Raw genomic sequence first — 16321 nt, forward strand, 5'->3', positions numbered from 1 at the left:
ACGAAAGTTATATAAAAGACAAGTATTTAGCCTTTTCAAACTCAAAATGTTGTTTTTGCTGAACCAAAAAAAACTTCATTTTTTGAGCTGCGCAAAGCCACCTAAAGTAGAGAATGGACAAGGAAGGAGGGGTGTATAATATATATTAATGTTGATATTTATTTCTTATAAATATCATCTCTATGTCCTATCTCTGTGATAGTTACTATATGATCTAATTGATTTACTCTGTAAATTACACGATAGTCACCAACTCTTAGCCTTCTACGTCCTTTTAAGTTATGATGTAGTGGTTCACCAAAATTTATTGGGTCAACTGTAAGACGTTCTTTTATAGCCTTTTGAACTTTTAGCCTTATTGTCTTTGGAAGGTTTGGTAAATCTTTTTCAACAACACTCTTTAGAGACTTAACCTTGTAACGCTCTAATCCCACTTAATATCTTCAAAATCAACTGTTTCTGCACCTTCAACATCACGCTCATCAGAAATTTTAGATACTAAAAAATCCTCCATTTCAAGCTCAACTGCTTCTCTAAATAGTTTTCCTGCTAATTCTTGAACGGGCTGTTTAGTAAATTCAGATAATTCAGCAAGATGCTTTAAAGTTTCTTCGCTAAGAGCTATGTTAATGCCTGAATTTGCCATATGTTTTACCAAAGTCCACTAATAATTATACAACATTTTTTTTAATTTTTCAATAAAGAAAGGAGTGGTGTATAAAAATATATTTAATGTTTCAGTAGGTCCAATATTGCCTGCTTGTAAATATTGTCCCTGTGTCCTATTGAAACAATAATTACTATACGTTTTACAATATTTACACGGTAGACAATACGATAATCATCAGCAACTTTTATTCTTCTATGTTCCTTTAATCTCTTGCGTAGCAACACACCGTTACCAATAGGATCAGTCTCAAGATACTCTTTTATTGCATCTTTAATACTTGGCTTTACATCTTCCGGCAAGGAAGGCAAATTTCTTTTAAGAACATGCTTTAGATATTTAATGGTGTATTGCTTATTTCCAGATGTCTTCACTATCCTCTACTTCTTCTGCATCATCAGAATTTAACTCCCTAATAATTTTGGAAAATGCAATATCTTCCGCTTCAAGTTCGATTGCTTCCTTGACTAGCTTTTCTGTTAATTTTTGAACAGACTGCTTGGTGGCTCTAGCTAGTTCAACAAGATGCTGCGAAGTTTCTGGGTTGAAAGTTACACTAACTTTTGAATTTACCATAAGCTTTACCAAAGTCTACTACTATAGCTATTTTACAACATTTTTTTTAATTTTTCAATAAAGAAAGGAAGGAGGGCTGTATAAAAATATATTTAATGTTTATCAAGTAGCCTTCTCATAAATGGTGTCTCTATGTCCTGCTGTAGCAACAAACACCTTATGTTTTGCAATATTTACAGTATAAATAATTCGATAATCACTAACCCTTATTCTTCTATACCCTTTTAGCCTGCCACGTAATGGTTTACCAAATTTAATTGGATCAGTTGTAAGCCGCTCGTTTATCGCTTTTGTAATCCTTGATCTTATTGTTTTTGGAAGATTTAGAAAATCTCTTTCAGTAAAGTTTTTTGAGTAGACAATATCGTATTTCAGTTTATGTCCTCTCCCTTTCAGATAGTACTGTGTTCCAGTCTACATCCTCACATTCCTTAATAGTTTTATATAACGCAATATCTTCTACTTCGCACTCGATTCCTTCGATGACTAACCTTTTTGCTAGTTCTTGAACGGATTCCTTGGTGATTTCAGCTAACTTAGTAAGGTTATGTGAAGTTTTTGGGTCAAAAGTTATACTAATTCCTGAATCTGTCATATGTTTTACCAAAGTCTACTAATAATTATACAACATTTTTCTGAATTTTTCAATAAAGGAAGTTGATGATATGTAAGAAAAATTTTGCCACCTGCGTTAATAAATAATTAAAGATTTAGCATATTTATCTACCCTCTATTCTATTACTTAAGTTAGACCACTTTTTTCTATTAATATTTTTTGTTTATAAAGATGAGCAGTTACTCATCACGCAGTTGATCTATGGATATAATACTACCGTTTGATAGTTTTTCAGTACATTTTTCACTTTTGTATTCTTTATCAGAGTCGATACTGATTTTGTCAAATATTAAAACATCTCCTGAAATTTTATCACGAAACTCACTAATAGCAAAAAACGGTATAGTAATTCGCTCTTGTTTTCCTTGAAAACTCAAACTGACGCTAAATTTATCCTCAGAAACTTTTAAATCATAGAATTGATGCTGTAATATAATAAGCATTTGAGTAGGGTATGACTTTTTCAAACGATCTGGCATGGTCACACCATTAAAATATGTGAAAAATAATATTTCTAAGTGAGGGATAAAACCATTACCTGATATAACATCTAAAGTCTTTTTGATAACTTGAAACTTAGCAGAATTAAGCAGTTTTTTGTAATCTGTTTGCTCCATATAACTTTCACATACGTAAATTTTGGGGGAACTTCTGTTACCCGGCGTTCCCTAAACCGTGCTTTAGTAATAAACCGGTTGTGCTAAATTAAGCAGCAACACGATATTCTTCAGCAGCAAAATTATCGTTTGCATTTAAATTATGAACTCTTAGCGGTGGTGTCTAACCGAGCAAAGCTACCATCTTTACTATGCATGTCGATCCTTAATCGCCCCCGTATAATTAAAAAACATGGTGGAGGCGCCGAGTACTGCCCTCGGGTCCAATACACCTATTACAAGGTAATTTTATTGCTATAGTACACAAAATGTACATAGCTATTATATAGCAACATTAAATAAATGTCAAGATATTATGACCTTAAGTTGATTTATTGCTAAAACAAAATTAATATTTCCAGTAAAAAATTCTGTGCTCTTAACCTGACACATATGGCTTTTTGAATACTCCCAATGAAAATATTTATAAATAAATATTTACTCTTCTTTTTTATTGTTTTTAGGTTTTTCTTGATCAACCATTTCTCCACCGATCTCTTTTATTTTTAGTATCAACGACTCTGGTACATACATGTCAATTACTTCTTCTGCTGTCACAAATAAAGCCTGATAAGAGTGTGAATTTATTATCCAATTAGGCAATATGTCTTCTGCTTCTATTTTATACTCTCCCTCTTTTTTGTCATATACTGTGTAGCAATATAAGTGCACAGCAAAAAATAATACATAAGAGAGCAATATTCCTTTAAGCACTCCGAGAAAGATTCCAGTAACTCTATCGATAAACCCCAACCTTATGGGTAATAATATGTACATTAGCCAGTTATTTATTATCATGAATATAAGATTAAGTATAATAAATACAGAGATTGTAGAAAGTATGTTTAGTGTAACTTTAGAATCAAAATATTTACTATAATTTGGAGTAAAAAAATCATAGTGATTAGCTGTCAGAAAGACCGATAAAAATAGAAACATTAGTGCGCATAGCTCTTTTATAAAGCCTCTAGTTACCGAGATTATTACGCATAGAACAACAATGAAGATAATTAGGCTATCGAAAAGCATGTTTTATATCTATATGGTTTTCAAGATATAATAGTTGTAAATAACAAGGTTGTAAAATTAATTGTATTTATGCTGCATCAATTGATCTAAATACCTAGCGATCATGTCAATTTCTAAATTCAAATAATCATTTACTTTGTTGTACTGAAAAGTTGTATTTTCCCATGTATAGGGAGTGATATTTACTGTAAATTCCTGATTAATAACTGAATTCACTGTGAGGGAAACCCCATCTAGTGTAACGGAGCTTTTTTTTGCAACAAATTTAATTAATTCTTGTGGGCACGATAGTTTGATTTCATGAGAATCTAAATTTTGATTAATTGTTAAAAATTTTACTATCCCATCAACATGACCCTGAACCAGGTGGCCATCGATCTTATCGCTTAATCTCATTGCTTGTTCGAGATTTATTTTTTTTCCTATTCTCCACGTATTTAAGTTAGCAACCTTCATAGTTTCTTGAGATGCTTGGACTGTAAATATATCGCTCATTATATCAACAACAGTTAAACACACACCAGAGCAAGCTATTGAATCTCCTTTATTTATAGAGGATAAATTTTGTGTCTTGATATGGAAAATTTGATCAGAGTTGGAGTGAGTGGTAGTATCAGTTATAGTCCCGATATCCGTGATAATTCCTTTAAACATATGGTGAAAATAAATAATTTTACCATGAAAGATCTCTTAGGACAACTTGTTTACATTTTGGGTAAGTTTAAATGCGAGAAGGAGATTTGTTCTGTTCAATAGATTCTATAGAATATTCAGAATATATAAAGCGAGCTAAATTCAAAATACACAGCGCGATTAATATTGGCAACCCTATGTTCAATGCTAACCCAATACTTTCCCTTTTTTCTGGTGGCACTAATCCTTTTAACATTGACACTTTTCCTAATGGAAAATGCCATAAGCAAAGTGTTGATGCAGATGCTACTATTATAAATAGACAAAAATAAGCCTTTTTTGAGGAAAATACAGTTTTTAACGGTGATTTGAGTGTAATGTTAGTAGGTGGTAGAGTTTTAGCTTCATTTGTTGCTGGTGAAAGATCTTTAATTGGTAAAGGGTTTGTAGATTTATGAGGAGTATTTTCATGTTGTGGAGAAGGTTGTTGTATATAAACACCTGAAACTAATTTAAGCAATTGCTCTTTTTTTCTATATACTTGTTTTTGTAAATATTCTTTACCTAAAAGTGAGTTACTAAGAGGTTGTGGCCTTTCGAGTATCTGTAATACTTCTGATATTTCGCCTGGCTCTAATATTGCATGTAATTGTTTATCTTGAAAGTAAACAATATTGAATACTGAGCTGAAAATATTGCAAAATGTTTCTGGATCTTGATTTTTGTATCCACTCATCACTTCAATAAATATTTTATCGAGTTTTTTCCCCCTGTGCTCAATTTGGTTATCTATCATAGCTACTCTAGCATCATTTTGTGCTTGTTTTATGGCTAATGGTTTTTCTTTCTCTGATAGTTCTTTGGTCTGCTTTTTTGACTTCTTTTTTCTGTTAGCCTTAAAATACTCTGTGTGCGAAGTAGTTTGACCGAAATCAGAAATAAGCATTGTGACGTCTTCTATTCTTCTTTCGTCGATTCCATCTTTTTGTGTTACCTTGTCCTGTTTTGTCTCTTGAAGTGTTGGATGGTAAGTCAAAGCCCTCTGGTTTCGTATGGACAGTTTTGGTGGCTGTTGAAAGAAGAATTGTATTGTATTAAAAAAATTGGATAGCCGAAAAGAAGATCCAAACCAAAAAAAATTGTCACGCATTGCAGCAACAACTATTGGAACCCGCATCACTTGCTTTTTACTACTTGTTAAATTATAGCCAAACAGGCCTGTAACTGGTACGATTTGTTTATTTTGTGCATTTTTTTGGTTAGTTTCACTCTGTTCTTTTTTGTCTTCATTTTCAGTTTTTTCTGCATGTTGTAGCTTCTCATTTAGAAATAACTCGATTTGGTACAAGTTGTCCAGGTTAATGTTTTCAACGTCTGTTTGTAGCGTTATCGTTGTGCCCTGCAGAAGGATTTGAGGCGGAGCACTATTTACGAATTCTTCTACAGTTTTATAACTGTTAGTTTTACAGTAGTTATTATATAGTTCACTGCTTTCTTTGGGCACTTTTATGTTGGCTGTAAATTTTTTTTCCCGGGAAAGGCAGATTTTGAAAAAATCAATTATAGCACTTCTCGCAATAGTCCGAATAGGATAAGATATGTGCTTATGGCTATGGTAGAGCAGTAGCATATTATGATCTGTTCGGATTATTGTAAAAAGAGCTATAAAGGGTTTATTCGAAATAATCTTATATTAAAGGTGTCTTTATCTGTTGCTGTTAGCTCAAATGAAAATTTTTGTATATTGCTTTCAATACTTCTCGAGCGAATAGCACTGATCTTAATTGTTTCGCTAGAAAATGCTTTACTTATGTTTCTGGATTTTTCCTTAAAGAGCTTAGGTAAATCCTCTATTTTATACTTATTCTTAGTTTCAGTGTTACTGTTGTGCATAGTTGATACAGCAAATTCATCAACGCAAAGGTAAATAAAAAAGATTAATTAGTCAATAAATTAATAATCAGAATAGGGCAATTTTTCGGATTGTTGATGATATTTAAAATTTCACTATAATGAAAGTTTAAGCCAGCGTTTTTAAGATGAATAAAGAGTTATTAGATGACATACTTTCACTTGAAGATAAAGCAGTTTCCGAAATTGAGAATGCTTCTTCTTTGCAAGATTTAGAAAAAGTTAGGCTATTATATTTGGGAAAAAAGGGTGTAGTTAGAGCGTATTTTGATAACTTAAAAAAGATAGAAAATGCAGAGAAAAAGCGTGATTTAGGTGCAGTGATTAACGCTTTACGTGATAAGATAGATCATCTTATCATGAATAGGGAAAATGTGCTAAAAACAGAAGAAGTTAACTTTAAATTGCAGAACGAGGCAGTTGATATCACGTTGCCCGTTAGACCAGAAAAAATGGGCAAGGTCCATCCACTCAGTAAGGTTATAAATGAAGTAAAGCTTATTTTTGCACATATGGGTTTTAAAGCAGTTGATGGCCCTGATATTGAAGATGAATTTCATGTATTTGATGCACTGAATACTCCAAGTCATCATCCTGCACGAGAGGAGCAAGATACCTTCTACTTAAAGAATAAAATAAACGATAAAAGAATGGTACTGCGCACTCACACTTCATCTGTACAGATTAGAACCATGGAAAAAACAAAAAAATTCCCAATTAAAATAGTAGCCGCAGGTAGAGTATACAGAAACGACTTTGATGCAACTCACACCCCTATGTTCCATCAAATAGAGGGGTTATATGTCGATGAGAATGTCAATATGGGCCAGTTAAAATTTACTATTCATCACTTCCTTAATAAGTTCTTTGGCGATAAAGGGCTGAAGATACGTTTTCGTAATAGTTTTTTCCCTTTTACCGAGCCTTCTGCGGAAGTGGACATAAGTTATAAAGGTAGTAAATGGATAGAAGTACTGGGATGCGGTATGACGCATCCAAATGTATTTCAAAATGTTGGAATAGACCATACTAAATACAACGGTTTTGCGTTTGGCATTGGTATAGAAAGGCTTGCAATGCTAAAATATCAAATTAGCGACTTGAGGAGCTTTTATGACAACAAAATCAGCTGGCTTGATCATTACGGTTTTCATTTTTCATCTTTAAGATAAGTGATAAGTAAAACTCATACGTTCGTTATACTTGCTGCAGGGCATGGCAGGCGGATGAATTCAGATTTGCCTAAGTTCCTACACAAAATAGGCAGTTTTTCCATGCTCCAGCATGTCATTTACAATGCAAAACAGTTAAATCCTGAAAATATTGCTGTTGTAGTTGATCAGCCTTTAATTGAAAGACTAAAGTGTTTTAAGGATATACAGTTAATTACACAAGAATTAACACTTGGCACGGGAGATGCGGTCAAAACTGCGATGAGAAACCTAAGAGAATTGCCAGATTCAAGCATAGTTGTTGTGCAGTATGGGGATACTCCGCTCATAAAAAGCAGCACAATAACTAAAATGATTAGTTATTTAGAAGGCAAGGCTCTAGTTTGCCTAGGTTTTAGGACAAGCAATAAAGAATACGGTAGGTTAATTATTGAGAATGGTTCCTTAAGAGAAATCGTAGAAGCAAAGAGTGATAAAAATAATCATGAAGAATTTCTTGCAAATGCTGGAATAATGGTTGCATGTGCAAAGAATTTACGTGAATTGGTGGAGAAAATAGAGTGCAATAGCTCAACTCATGAATATTACTTGACCGATATAGTTTCCATTGCAGTGAAGAGTAATTTAAATGTCGGTTACGTTATTACCGGTGGAGAAGAAGCAACGGGAATAAATAACAGAAATGACCTTATAAAAGCTGAGTTTTACTTTCAAGAAAATAGAAGAAAAATTTTTACCGACTCCGGAGTAACGCTTGTTGCACCAGAGACTGTTTTCTTTTCTCTTGATACGCAAATTGCCAGAGATTCAGTTATTTACCCATATGTTTTTTTCGGTACTGGAGTGAAAATAGAGTCTGGTGCGAAAATACTGCCATTTTCGCATTTAGAAAACTGCTTAATTAAAAGTAATGCTGAGGTCGGTCCATTTACCAGAATACGCGGAAACACAACAATTGGTAATAAGGCAAAAATAGGAAATTTTGTGGAAGTGAAAACAAGTGAAGTTGGTCAAAACACTAGAATAAAACACTTAAGTTATATAGGAAATGCTAAAGTAGGGCAGGAGAGTAATATAGGAGCAGGCACTATTGTTTGTAATTATGATGGGAAAAATAAACATGAAACGAATATAGGGAGCAATTGCTTTGTTGGCGCCAATAGCTCACTAATTGCGCCGCTTAATATTCATGATGAATCTGTAATTGCAGCAGGTAGTGTTATAGTTGAGGATGTACCAGAAAAAAGCCTTGCAATAGCAAGAGAAAAGCAAGTAACTAAGAGAATAAAGTAGTCTAATTTAATTATGTTGTTGTGTCATTTTTAATATTAGACTTCTTGCATAACCATATAACAAACTTTTATTGGGAATAGAAACAAAAAAACTTCCTTGACAAACTCCGCCAGCCCCCTTATCATAACCATACGCGTCAAGTTAAGAGATTGTGAGCAAATTTAGAGAGGTTAAAGTGGATACTCTAGCCCTTCTACGTTTGTCTTTTAATGAAAATCGCGACCAAGTTATAGTGAGTTTTTTAAGAAATGCTTTTAAACTATTAATTTTGGTTAATACTAAAAATAACTCTCTAACCCGCCTTTTTAGCTCAATAAATGCCTTTGTTAAGCTAAGTTCTGTATTCTTTTTCACTTCTGTGCAACCAACTATGCCGTGAAATATAAGAATTGCGCACAATTTAGCATATAGTTCACATAATACTCTGCATGGCTTTCCTTTTAGCTTATCAAGCCTGATATGGCTTTTATACAATTTAAATAATAACTCAATTTGCCACCTTACTCTGTAAATCGTTAATACTTGCTCAGCACTAATTTTATTTTCTGGAACATTAGTTATAAATATTGACCAGTTCAACAATTTTTGATTTCTTTTAGAGGATCTGCGATCTTGCTAATCTATTAGCTTTCCTTCTTCTGCCCATAGACTGTTCTTCAGTTAGTTTCTGACATATAATTCTTACTCTAATTTTTGCTTCTTTTCCTAACAATACCTCGTTTTCTAAAAATAACTTATCCTCTCAACATTCTAATAACTCCATTTTTTGATTTGTTTCTACATCATATATGTTGGTATCGACGACTTATGAAATAAGCTCCTATTTCATTGATTTGTTTAAAAGAACTTGGCACAAAATAACCGAGATCAGATATTAGCAAATCATTGCTTAATATATTACTTAAATGTTTCCTATATCCCTGGTCTGATCTTACCCCCTCCGTTAAATTAAGTTGGTCTATTATCTGATTCATGTAGTCGAAAACTAATTGTAACTTTATTCCAGACTTAGTATTGCTTTCATAGCCACTGTAGCTAGTACCATAACCTTTATACATCTCTTCCATACTGTTAGGTAGAGTAATATAGCTACTGTCCAATAATTTAACACTATTAAATTGCTGTAAGATTTTGCAATCAACTTGCAAGATATTTTTAAAGAGAATCACAGATTCATTATACATCCTTTTCATAAATTCCACTGCTTCTTCAGTAAATCTAAAATCCAAACCTTGTTTTGTTATATCTATCGAGTCCTCGTTTAGTAATTGACACATTGTTTCTACGCTACAATTATCAACTCCTATATTACCCAAGACCATGGCTTTTACGAATGATGAACCTTTTAGCTTTCTCTTTCTTTTTATAAACCTTGTTGTAATTGAGATTTTCTCTGCTTTTTCATTAAAAAATTCTTTGAGCTTTTTTGATAAGCAAGTTATTTTATTCATTGGTTCTCTCACTAAAAGTATATCTGGGAGAACTTATACCTTATTATTCTATCTCTTTCATACCTTTATTTCCTTAACTTGACGCATATGGTTCGTACAGCTGTGCGTCATGCGCTGGAATGGCATCAAGGGGTAACTTTTTATTTAAACAATGATTGTAAAATGATTATAATAAGAGATCTATTGAAATTTTAAAGTTATTAAATATTGACGCTGTATACTTAAGTGTTAAAATAGAATGAAAAGTTTTTAGGAGTTTATATGGCAGCAGGTGGGAAAGCAAAGACAGCTAGTAAAAATAACCCTACTCAGCGTAAGAAGGCCGAGCAAAAAATGTATAAAGATAAACCGGTAAAACCTGTTAGATATATAGATCGTGACTCGCGCATGAATTATATGTCTGCTCAATATGACAACGGCAATCTGGTTGAAGATGAGGTAAGCGGCAATCCTATAAAGTGGGAAGCTGTATAATAGTTGTGGTTAAAGTTACTATTAATTCTAAGGAATGTGAAGTAGAGCATGGGCTCACTATAATTCAAGCTTGTGAAGTCGTGGGCGTTGAAATTCCACGTTTTTGTTATCATGAGCGTTTAGCAATTGCTGGTAATTGCAGAATGTGTTTGGTTGAAGTGGAGGGTGGACCTCCAAAACCAGTAGCCTCTTGTGCAATGCCAGTTGCAGAAGGGATGGTTATTCACACTGATACCCCTAAGGTTAAAAAAGCACGTGAAGGTGTGCTTGAGTTTTTGCTAATTAACCACCCGCTTGATTGCCCAATTTGCGATCAGGGTGGTGAATGCGATTTGCAAGATATCACGATGGCTTATGGGAAAGGAACCAGCAGACTTGATGAGCATAAGAGGGCTGTGCCAAAAAAACACTTTGGACCATTGATTGAGACTGCGATGAATCGATGCATTCATTGCACTCGGTGTGTTAGATTTTTGTCTGATGTTGCAGGTACAAATGAACTTGGAGGAATCGGAAGGGGAGAAAATGTAGAGATTAGCACTTACATAAAAAGGCATATTAGTTCTGAATTATCCGGAAATATCATAGATCTCTGCCCGGTAGGGGCTTTAACTTCAAAGCCTTACTCCTTTACAGCGCGTCCATGGGAGCTATCACATTGCGAAACTATAGATGTACTAGATGCTGTGGGAAGTAGTATTAGAGTTGATTATCGTGGCCCGGAAGTTATGAGGATATTGCCAAGGCTGAGCGAAGAGGTAAATGAAGAATGGATATCAGATAAAACCCGCTTTGCCTATGATGGACTAAAAGTTCAGCGTCTTGATCGACCTTATGTAAAAAAAGATGGTAAATTAGCCCCAGTTGATTGGAATGAGGCATTAACTGTTGCTGCAAAGAAATTAAAGAATACAAAATCAAATAAAATAGCTGCAATTGCAGGTGATTTAGCAGATTGTGAGTCTATGCTTCTACTTAAAGAAATGATGCAGAAGCTCGGCTCGGGGAATATAGACTGTAGGCAAGATGGTGCAAAACTTATACCAAATAATCGTGGATCGTATGTGTTCAATACCACTATTGAAGGTATAGAGAATGCGGATTTGTGTCTGCTTATAAATACAAACCCAAGGATAGAAGCACCGATCATTAACGTAAGATTGAGAAAGAGATATTTACAGGGCAACTTTCCTGTTGCAAGTGTTGGTCCTAACATTGAATATTTGTATCATGTTGAGAAATTGGGCGATAATCCTGATATTTTGAGTGAAATAGCAAATGGAAGTCATAAATTCTGTGAGCTGCTGGTAGCTGCTCAAAACCCTATGCTGATTATCGGTCAAGATGCATTAGTAAGAGATGATTCTGAATTAGTTCTAGTTCTGGCTGGCAAAATTGCAGAAAAATTTAACATGATCAGAGATGACTGGAATGGCTTTAATGTGCTGCATAAAGCTGCAGCAAGAGTTGGTGGGCTAGATATTGGGTTTGTTCCTAAAAAAGGCGAAAGGGATATTAATCAAATATTGGAACATGCAGAAAGTGGTGAAATAGAAGTTGTTTATCTTCTTGGTGCAGATGAATTTGACACATCAAAGTTAGAAAACACATTTGTAATTTATCAAGGTCATCACGGTGATAAGGGTGCACATGTGGCAGATGTTATCTTGCCTGGTGCTGCATATACAGAAAAATATGCAACTTATGTAAACACTGAAGGTCGAGTGCAAAGAACAAATTTAGCTGTATTTCCTCCAGGTGAAGCAAAGGAGGACTGGTTAATTATTAAAAATCTCTCGCAATATTTGGATCTCTCCTTACCATATGATAGTTTATTTGACGTGAGAAAAAAATTAGATACTATCGGTCCACAGTTTAGAAATGCTGATCAAGTGATAAAAAACACATGGGTGCCAATTAGCAATGGTAAAATAAATTTAAGTAATACACCTTTTACTTTAAAGGAGTGTAATTTTTATATGACGGATTCAATAAGTCGCGCTTCAAAAATAATGGCAGATTGTACTAAAGCTTTTTATGAACACGCTAGTTAATATTTTATTTATTTTAGTACCGCTACTACTTTCAGTTGCATATTTGACATACTTTGAGCGTAAGGTCCTTGCTGCAATTCAACTGAGGCACGGCCCAAGTGTAGTTGGACCTTTTGGGCTATTGCAGCCATTTGCAGATGCTATTAAACTACTGATTAAAGAGCCGATAATACCATTTAGAGCGAGCACCATACTGTTCATTATGGCTCCAATGCTTACCTTTATCTTGGCATTAATTGCCTGGGCAGTTATACCGTTTGGTGCTGAAGTAATTGTAGAAAATGGCCAGCAAATAGTTATTCCTAAGGTTATAGCAAATATTAATGTTGGAGTGCTTTACGTGCTAGCTATATCGTCGCTGGGAGTATACGGCGTGATTATTGCAGGCTGGTCAAGCAACTCCAATTATGCATTCCTTGGCGCTATACGGTCGGCTGCTCAGATGATTTCATATGAAGTTTCAATAGGCTTAATAGTTGCTGCAGTCGTTATTACCACTGGAACATTAAATCTTGGAGAGATGGTGGTAGCGAAACACAATATGCCATTTTGGGTTGATTTGCTACTAATGCCTATAGGAATAATATTTTTTATTTCTTTGCTTGCAGAAACTAATCGTCACCCATTTGATTTACCAGAAGCTGAAGCAGAGCTTGTCTCTGGATATAACGTTGAATATTCATCCATGCCTTTTGCCCTCTTTTTTCTTGGAGAATATGCAAATATGATTTTAGCAAGTGCTATGATGACGATATTCTTTCTAGGAGGGTGGTATCCTCCGTTAGAACTTGGTTTGCTTTATAAAATTCCAGGTTTAATTTGGTTCGTTTTGAAGATAATTATACTTTTATTCGTATTTATTTGGATTAGAGCAACAATACCTCGTTATCGATATGATCAGCTAATGCGCCTTGGTTGGAAAGTATTTTTACCAATATCAGTGTTTTGGGTGATACTCATTTCAGGGGTGTTGCTCTTTACTGGGAATTTGCCTGGATCCAATGTTTAATTTCCCAAATACAAGATTAAGACGCAGGCGCTCGAGCAAATGGGTTCGCAATTTAACAAGTGAAAATAGTTTATCAGTAAATGATCTGGTTCTTCCTCTGTTTGTTCATGACAGAGAAGAAACAACTGAACCAATTTCTGGCTTACCAGGCGTAAAGTGTTATTCAATAGATGGATTAGTGTCTATAGTTAAGGAAGCTAAAGATTTAGGAATTAATGCTGTTGCAATTTTTCCTGTAGTTGATAGTAAACTAAAATCTGAAAACGCTGAGGGAGCATATAATTCTGACAACTTAATCTGCAAAGCAATCCGTGCTGTAAAATTAAAGGTACCTGAAATTGGTATTATTGCAGACGTTGCACTGGATCCATACACTATTCATGGCCATGACGGCATTTTAAAAGATAATCAGATGGATGTAGAAAACGATGAAACTATATCAGTGCTGTGTAAGCAAGCGTTTGCTTTAGCGAAAGCAGGATGTGATATAGTTGCTCCTTCTGATATGATGGATGGTAGAATAGGAAGAATCAGAAAATCATTAGATGATAACAACTTTCAAGACGTATTAATATTATCTTATGCAGTGAAATACTGCTCTAGCTTCTATGCTCCATTCAGGCAAGTCGTTGGTTCATGTGGGCTATCACATTCTATAGACAAAAGTGGTTATCAAATGGATTATAAAAATGCGCGCGAAGCAATGTGCGAAATTGAAATGGATATAAATGAAGGTGCAGACTTTATTATGATTAAACCAGGTATGCCATATTTAGATATTATCAAAACAGCAAGTGATAAGTTTAATTTTCCGATTTTTGCTTACCAAGTAAGCGGTGAGTACGCAATGATAAAAGCTGCTGCAAATAATGGCTGGCTAGATTATGACAAGGTGATTTATGAGTCTTTGATTGGTTTCAAACGTGCGGGTGCAAGTGCAATATTCACTTACGCTGCACTTGATATTGCAAAAAATTTAAGTGCATAAGCCCTATAAAATTATTAAATTTTTGGCGCACGTTCTTCTACTGTTGCTGCATATTACCTAAAATCTTCCAATACATGTTTTAAGTTATTGATAAGTCCGTTACAATACAGTATTATAAATAATATAAACCAAGTGTTACTTAGAACATGGGGATTTTTTTTAAATTTTTGGGGAAGATGCTAGGCAAGGTTTTTCCTGCTAAAACAGTAAGCTCTCTTTTAGGAATAGGATATTTACCAAGTTGGCAGAACTATTGGTCTTCTTTTTTAATATTATTTATTGTCGATGTTATATTAATTCTTACATATGGAGGCGAATACTTACTATATAAAATGCCAGACTCAGGAATAGTCGTAGCTGCTGTTTTTACAAAATTGGCAATAGTTATGTTAGTAATGCAATTAATTGGAATATTTATTTTTCATGCTCAAGACCCTTCAGCAAACAGTGGTGAAGAAATAGTAATACAAATAGCGTCAGGGCAAGTACTGACTGTAGCACTTTCAATGCCAGCAATAATGTCAATTTATTATGCTGTAAGTAAACTCTATGGGAATATATGTAAGCAGATGTTTCAATGCCCATTTTGGTTTAATGATTTTATGCACTTTTTCTTTTTTCTTATGATACCTTACGTATTTTTTAATGTCGTAGAAGTGATAAAACCATGGCCAATAAGTTCAATACAGCTCAGCTATAATAATGCAATGTCAATTACATTTGAGGGGATTTTTCACACATTTTATGCGGTGATTTTACTGTCTTTAACAGCATTTATATTCTGCGATTTAACTATGCATGATGCAATTGTCCTAAATAAAAGCATAATTCAGTATGTGAGAGAAAGTTCAGCAGTCTTAGGTGATTATTTACATGATACTGTTAAAAAAATAGGTATTGAATAGTACTTATTTATTTATATATTTAGTATAAAAAGTGTGCAATTTGTGTGAACTTACAAAGTATAATAAAAGAGTTACAAGATTTTTGGGCTAGTGAAGGATGTGTTATACTTCACCCATACACATCTGAAGTTGGTGCTGGCACATTACATCCTGCAACAATTATGTCTGCAATTGATACAAAACCGACAAAAATTGCATATCTACAACCAGTAATTAGGCCAGCAGATGGACGCTATAGTGATAATCCTAATCGCTTGTATCAACATCACCAATATCAAGTTATAATAAAGCCATCTGGTAATAATTTACAAGACGTCTATTTAGATAGCTTAAAAGTTCTTGGCATATCTACAGAAAAATATGATATTAAGTTTGTTGAAGATGATTGGGAAAATCCAAGTGTTGGTGCATCAGGACTTGGATGGGAAGTTACATGCAATGGAATGGAAGTAACACAGCTTACTTATATACAGCAAGTTGGAGGGATTGACTGCAAGATGATTCCTGGTGAGGTGGCATATGGGTTGGAACGTTTAGCAATGTGCATACAAGGTGTAGATAATGTTTACGATATAATTTGGAACGATAACGGTGTAACTTACGGAGATATTTTTAAACAAAGAGAATATGAATTTTCTTATCTAGCGTTAGATTATTATGATACTAAAGTGGTACAGCAGCAATTCGAAGATACGGAAAAATTGTGTAAGTTCCTTATTGAAAAGGAGCTACCAATGGCAGCCTATGACCAATGTATTAAAACTAGTCACCTACTTAATCTGCTTGATGCAAGAGGTGTGCTTGGTGTGAATGAACGTACAGCTTATATTGGTAAAGTTAGAGAGCTAACAAAAAAATGTTGTGAATTGTACATGAGTAAATAGCGT

19 protein-coding genes, 1 other RNA gene and 1 pseudogene are annotated in these 16321 nt (G+C 34.2%); 8 read left to right on the forward strand and 13 right to left on the reverse strand.

Features of this window, described 5'->3' with window-relative positions:
• Window positions 1-158 precede the first annotated feature (158 nt).
• From AAGD87_RS01585 to AAGD87_RS01640, 12 genes are all read right to left on the reverse strand, one after another.
• Entirely contained in the window at window positions 159-434 is a 276-nt protein-coding gene (locus AAGD87_RS01585; RefSeq protein WP_264723710.1) for a type II toxin-antitoxin system RelE family toxin, read from the reverse strand.
• Window positions 425-646: a hypothetical protein gene (locus tag AAGD87_RS01590; protein ID WP_006279415.1), complete on the reverse strand. Its 222-nt coding sequence runs from the start codon at window positions 644-646 to the stop codon at window positions 425-427. The genes AAGD87_RS01585 and AAGD87_RS01590 overlap by 10 nt, the downstream gene beginning before the upstream one ends.
• Window positions 647-729: 83 nt before the next feature.
• Window positions 730-1041, reverse strand: a complete 312-nt coding sequence (locus tag AAGD87_RS01595) for a type II toxin-antitoxin system RelE family toxin (RefSeq protein ID WP_253303024.1) — start codon at window positions 1039-1041, stop codon at window positions 730-732.
• A complete protein-coding gene (locus tag AAGD87_RS01600; protein ID WP_095742622.1) occupies window positions 1022-1243 on the reverse strand; it encodes a hypothetical protein in 222 nt (73 codons plus the stop codon). Before AAGD87_RS01600 ends, AAGD87_RS01595 begins: the two co-directional genes overlap by 20 nt.
• Before the next feature lie 102 nt (window positions 1244-1345).
• Window positions 1346-1639 carry a type II toxin-antitoxin system RelE family toxin gene (locus AAGD87_RS01605; RefSeq protein WP_306700832.1) on the reverse strand — a complete coding sequence of 98 codons (294 nt, stop codon included), beginning with the start codon at window positions 1637-1639 and terminating at the stop codon, window positions 1346-1348.
• Window positions 1620-1838: a hypothetical protein gene (locus tag AAGD87_RS01610; RefSeq protein ID WP_006279413.1), complete on the reverse strand. Its 219-nt coding sequence runs from the start codon at window positions 1836-1838 to the stop codon at window positions 1620-1622. Before AAGD87_RS01610 ends, AAGD87_RS01605 begins: the two co-directional genes overlap by 20 nt.
• Before the next feature lie 200 nt (window positions 1839-2038).
• The gene (locus AAGD87_RS01615; RefSeq protein WP_006279412.1) at window positions 2039-2476 is read right to left on the reverse strand and encodes a ClpXP protease specificity-enhancing factor SspB; all 438 of its coding nucleotides are present in this window, start codon (window positions 2474-2476) and stop codon (window positions 2039-2041) included.
• A gap of 22 nt (window positions 2477-2498) precedes the next feature.
• Window positions 2499-2829, reverse strand: a transfer-messenger RNA (tmRNA) gene (gene ssrA, locus AAGD87_RS01620).
• Between the two features lie 124 nt (window positions 2830-2953).
• Window positions 2954-3544: a CvpA family protein gene (locus tag AAGD87_RS01625; RefSeq protein WP_015588828.1), complete on the reverse strand. Its 591-nt coding sequence runs from the start codon at window positions 3542-3544 to the stop codon at window positions 2954-2956.
• 57 nt (window positions 3545-3601) lie between these two features.
• Window positions 3602-4198: a riboflavin synthase gene (locus AAGD87_RS01630; RefSeq protein WP_151808045.1), complete on the reverse strand. Its 597-nt coding sequence runs from the start codon at window positions 4196-4198 to the stop codon at window positions 3602-3604.
• A gap of 67 nt (window positions 4199-4265) precedes the next feature.
• Window positions 4266-5807 carry a hypothetical protein gene (locus AAGD87_RS01635; RefSeq protein ID WP_341817677.1) on the reverse strand — a complete coding sequence of 514 codons (1542 nt, stop codon included), beginning with the start codon at window positions 5805-5807 and terminating at the stop codon, window positions 4266-4268.
• Window positions 5808-5839: 32 nt separating this feature from the next.
• Window positions 5840-6070 (reverse strand): hypothetical protein, encoded by a 231-nt coding sequence (locus AAGD87_RS01640; RefSeq protein ID WP_341817678.1) that lies wholly within the window; start codon window positions 6068-6070, stop codon window positions 5840-5842.
• A 146-nt stretch (window positions 6071-6216) separates the two neighbouring features.
• On the opposite strand from AAGD87_RS01640, the gene pheS reads away from it, so the two are divergent.
• Both pheS and glmU read left to right on the forward strand, forming a co-directional pair.
• Window positions 6217-7260, forward strand: a complete 1044-nt coding sequence (gene pheS / locus AAGD87_RS01645; RefSeq protein WP_265024249.1) for a phenylalanine--tRNA ligase subunit alpha — start codon at window positions 6217-6219, stop codon at window positions 7258-7260.
• Window positions 7261-8553, forward strand: coding sequence for a bifunctional UDP-N-acetylglucosamine diphosphorylase/glucosamine-1-phosphate N-acetyltransferase GlmU (gene glmU / locus AAGD87_RS01650; RefSeq protein WP_341817679.1), 1293 nt, complete (start codon window positions 7261-7263; stop codon window positions 8551-8553).
• 141 nt (window positions 8554-8694) lie between these two features.
• On the opposite strand, the pseudogene AAGD87_RS01655 reads toward glmU, so the two are convergent.
• Window positions 8695-10004: pseudogene (locus AAGD87_RS01655) on the reverse strand (IS4 family transposase).
• Window positions 10005-10265: 261 nt separating this feature from the next.
• Between AAGD87_RS01655 and AAGD87_RS01660 the strand changes: the two are divergent.
• The 6 genes from AAGD87_RS01660 (at window position 10266) to AAGD87_RS01685 (ending at window position 16318) form a co-directional block, all read left to right on the forward strand.
• Window positions 10266-10478, forward strand: coding sequence for a hypothetical protein (locus AAGD87_RS01660; protein ID WP_006279675.1), 213 nt, complete (start codon window positions 10266-10268; stop codon window positions 10476-10478).
• Window positions 10479-10483: 5 nt separating this feature from the next.
• The gene (gene nuoG, locus AAGD87_RS01665; RefSeq protein ID WP_338482047.1) at window positions 10484-12532 is read left to right on the forward strand and encodes an NADH-quinone oxidoreductase subunit NuoG; all 2049 of its coding nucleotides are present in this window, start codon (window positions 10484-10486) and stop codon (window positions 12530-12532) included.
• Window positions 12516-13541 carry an NADH-quinone oxidoreductase subunit NuoH gene (gene nuoH / locus AAGD87_RS01670; protein ID WP_341817680.1) on the forward strand — a complete coding sequence of 342 codons (1026 nt, stop codon included), beginning with the start codon at window positions 12516-12518 and terminating at the stop codon, window positions 13539-13541. Before nuoG ends, nuoH begins: the two co-directional genes overlap by 17 nt.
• On the forward strand, window positions 13534-14529 hold the full coding sequence (gene hemB, locus AAGD87_RS01675) for a porphobilinogen synthase (RefSeq protein WP_264339263.1): 996 nt from the start codon (window positions 13534-13536) through the stop codon (window positions 14527-14529). The genes nuoH and hemB overlap by 8 nt, the downstream gene beginning before the upstream one ends.
• Before the next feature lie 146 nt (window positions 14530-14675).
• Window positions 14676-15434, forward strand: coding sequence for a phosphatidylglycerophosphatase (locus tag AAGD87_RS01680; protein ID WP_341817681.1), 759 nt, complete (start codon window positions 14676-14678; stop codon window positions 15432-15434).
• Window positions 15435-15478: 44 nt separating this feature from the next.
• Window positions 15479-16318 carry a glycine--tRNA ligase subunit alpha gene (locus AAGD87_RS01685; RefSeq protein ID WP_264339262.1) on the forward strand — a complete coding sequence of 280 codons (840 nt, stop codon included), beginning with the start codon at window positions 15479-15481 and terminating at the stop codon, window positions 16316-16318.
• Window positions 16319-16321 lie beyond the last annotated feature (3 nt).

The sequence above is a fragment of the Wolbachia endosymbiont (group A) of Pherbina coryleti genome, from assembly GCF_964026875.1.
Lineage (GTDB): Bacteria > Pseudomonadota > Alphaproteobacteria > Rickettsiales > Anaplasmataceae > Wolbachia > Wolbachia pipientis.

Bases quoted from the DNA above. Each gene is read 5' to 3' on its own strand.
- AAGD87_RS01615 (WP_006279412.1), bottom strand. From the start codon at position 2,476: ATGGAGCAAACAGATTACAAAAAACTGCTTAATTCTGCTAAGTTTCAA.
- AAGD87_RS01660 (WP_006279675.1), top strand. From the start codon at position 10,266: ATGGCAGCAGGTGGGAAAGCAAAGACAGCTAGTAAAAATAACCCTACT.
- nuoH (WP_341817680.1), top strand. From the start codon at position 12,516: ATGAACACGCTAGTTAATATTTTATTTATTTTAGTACCGCTACTACTT.
- AAGD87_RS01610 (WP_006279413.1), bottom strand. From the start codon at position 1,838: ATGACAGATTCAGGAATTAGTATAACTTTTGACCCAAAAACTTCACAT.
- AAGD87_RS01635 (WP_341817677.1), bottom strand. From the start codon at position 5,807: ATGCTACTGCTCTACCATAGCCATAAGCACATATCTTATCCTATTCGG.
- AAGD87_RS01640 (WP_341817678.1), bottom strand. From the start codon at position 6,070: ATGCACAACAGTAACACTGAAACTAAGAATAAGTATAAAATAGAGGAT.
- AAGD87_RS01600 (WP_095742622.1), bottom strand. From the start codon at position 1,243: ATGGTAAATTCAAAAGTTAGTGTAACTTTCAACCCAGAAACTTCGCAG.
- AAGD87_RS01630 (WP_151808045.1), bottom strand. From the start codon at position 4,198: ATGTTTAAAGGAATTATCACGGATATCGGGACTATAACTGATACTACC.
- AAGD87_RS01590 (WP_006279415.1), bottom strand. From the start codon at position 646: ATGGCAAATTCAGGCATTAACATAGCTCTTAGCGAAGAAACTTTAAAG.
- pheS (WP_265024249.1), top strand. From the start codon at position 6,217: ATGAATAAAGAGTTATTAGATGACATACTTTCACTTGAAGATAAAGCA.
- hemB (WP_264339263.1), top strand. From the start codon at position 13,534: ATGTTTAATTTCCCAAATACAAGATTAAGACGCAGGCGCTCGAGCAAA.
- AAGD87_RS01680 (WP_341817681.1), top strand. From the start codon at position 14,676: ATGGGGATTTTTTTTAAATTTTTGGGGAAGATGCTAGGCAAGGTTTTT.
- AAGD87_RS01625 (WP_015588828.1), bottom strand. From the start codon at position 3,544: ATGCTTTTCGATAGCCTAATTATCTTCATTGTTGTTCTATGCGTAATA.